This window comes from Psychrobacter sp., assembly GCF_035469765.1.
GTDB lineage: Bacteria > Pseudomonadota > Gammaproteobacteria > Pseudomonadales > Moraxellaceae > Psychrobacter.
The window spans coordinates 1-2,439 of record NZ_DATIRM010000386.1 but is presented as its reverse complement, the minus strand read 5'-3'; the positions used below and the strand labels follow the sequence as shown (position 1 = coordinate 2,439).

The window sequence follows — 2,439 nt, the reverse complement described above, 5'->3', positions numbered from 1 at the left end:
CTTTTATAAATGGGCTTTTATAACTGATTAAATGCGTCTGGGCAGTCCGAAATATATCGAATCCAATCAGCGCTCGCGGGGCAGTTTATCTTATTATTGGTCATTTATCCTATTCTATTTTAGCGTTATCAATAACCTTGACCTATGCTGAATAAACGGTAAAGATAAATTTGGTAAATTTCGGCTTTACCGTTTGAAGTGGATGTTGAGACGTAACTTGATGTGGTGACTCTTGAGAGAGTCAAACCCTCCAAGATTAAGAAAAGGCTACTCAATAATGAGCAGTTTTGAAAATTGGGAATATATGAATGTATCTGATTACTATACAGATAGTTATCACCTTATAGTGTTAGTAACCATCCAGCGGCTCCGCAACTTATCACCACTAGCCAAGCAGGTAGTCTCCAGAACATCAAAGCTATTAGAGCAATTAATGCCAAACCAAAATCTTTTGCTTCAAAAATCGCGCTTGTCCATACAGGCTGATAAAGCGCTGCCAATAACAACCCAACGACCGCTGCATTGATACCAGACAAGGCGGCTCTTGTGCGCAAATTTTGGCGTAGAGTCTCCCAAAATGGTAGGACGCCCATAACTAACAAAAATGACGGCGCAAAGATTGCTAGCAAGCAAATCATCCCTCCTAACCAGCCACTAGGTGCTTGGTTCATCGAGCCACCCAGAAATGCAGCGAAGGTGAATAAAGGTCCTGGTACTGCTTGCGTGGCACCGTAACCTGCCAAGAAAGTATCGTTACTTATCCAACCTGCGGGAACAATTTCAGCTTGTAATAATGGTAACACTACGTGTCCACCACCAAACACGAGTGATCCTGCACGAAAGAAGGTATCTACCATAGATAAGGTTTGGCTTGGGTACAAGGCTGTTAGCAGCGGCAAGCCGATGAGCAATGAGAAAAATAAGAATAACCAAACAACCCCAGTCCGACGTCTCACAGTAATAGGCAAAGGGTCATGAGCCATTACTTTTTCAGGCTTGAACCATAGTATTCCAATGATGGCAGCAATAGCAATAACGCTCACTTGAGCTAATGCAGAGGGTACCAGAAGTACAAAACAAGCAGCTAGCGCCATGATAGACACTCGCGCAACATCGGTGCAGAGATTTTTCCCCATTCCCCATACCGCTTGTGCAACCACAGCCACCGCCGCTATTTTTAAACCATGCAGTACGCCAAGTGGAATAATATCCCCGTAACTGGTAACACCTATGGCAAATAAAATAAGCGCTATGGCAGAGGGCAAGGTAAAACCTGCCCAAGCAGCAAGCGCGCCAGTATATCCTGCTCGAGACAACCCTATAGCAATACCAACTTGGCTGCTAGCAGGTCCTGGTAAAAACTGACAGAGCGCGATTAAATCGGCATAGCTGTTTTCAGTTAGCCACTTGCGGCGTATCACAAATTCATCACGGAAGTATCCCAAATGAGCAACGGGGCCACCAAATGAGGTTAGACCTAATCTAAGGAAAATAAGAAAAACAGCCCATGCTGATCTGCTTTCAATATTAGCGTTATTATGATGTACCACGAGTCACTCTCCTTGGCAGACCCTATGAAGAGAAAGTATTATCAATTAAAGTCACATATAAAGTTTGATTGGCTATTTGGTCTTATTTTTTACTTACTACTCAGCATCATCTAATAGTTTATTCAGGGTCTCTATCATAGCGTCATCTATGATATTTTCTTCTACATAATCCACTATCTGATAGAGCGTCGCCAGATCCATTGCGCGAATACCTAAGGCAGCTAACTGCGTATTAATCACCTCTAAACGCTCGTTATCTTCAGCGCCGTCACTCGCGAACCAATACATCTGCTCTAGCAAGGTATCTTGTTTGGTTAATGTTGAATAACTGTCGCCATGAATAAATAAATTAAAATAATAAGGCATCTCTACATCATTAATAAAAAAGGTACGCTTACAATCGAGGGTATAGGCTTGTGCCTCTTCACCGTCAATGCCATCAACGCCTGCGTCATTTTTGTCGTCTTCATCATGTTCAAGCACTTCTTTTACCAATCCCTCTAGTAGTTGGTAGCGCCCTGCTTTTATTTTATGATTATAAATAATACTGGCATCCGCGATTGCTTCAAAGATAATGGCGCTAACATCTAAAGTATGATTATCAATATCATAGAAGCTCTTTAATGCAGGTAAAAATTCAGTTAGCTGCTCTTCAGGGACTTGGATGAGAAACTGCTGCTCATATATCTTAATCATGTCTTCAGGCGCATAAGTATTGGCAGTATCAGTCTCGTTTCTACCGGTAGGCTGCAGTGGCAAAAAATTATACGGGTTATCATTGGTCATTTGGGACGGCCTTTTATGGGTGTTAGCTTTAATAACTGTCTGCTATTAAGAAATAATATGCGTTTCTAAGGGCATATTATTTCTTAATATGCCCTTAGAATTT

2 protein-coding genes are annotated in these 2,439 nt (G+C 41.9%); both read right to left on the bottom strand.

Features of this window, described 5'->3' with window-relative positions; genetic code table 11:
- Positions 1–341 precede the first annotated feature (341 nt).
- Positions 342–1,550, bottom strand: coding sequence for a chromate efflux transporter (gene chrA / locus VLN09_RS10765; RefSeq protein WP_325246386.1), 1,209 nt, complete (start codon positions 1,548–1,550; stop codon positions 342–344).
- Between the two features lie 96 nt (positions 1,551–1,646).
- On the bottom strand, positions 1,647–2,336 hold the full coding sequence (locus tag VLN09_RS10760) for a hypothetical protein (protein WP_325246384.1): 690 nt from the start codon (positions 2,334–2,336) through the stop codon (positions 1,647–1,649).
- Positions 2,337–2,439: the final 103 nt, after the last annotated feature.

Coding starts and splice junctions, on each gene's coding strand:
- VLN09_RS10760 (WP_325246384.1), bottom strand. CDS start 2,336: ATGACCAATGATAACCCGTATAATTTTTTGCCACTGCAGCCTACCGGT.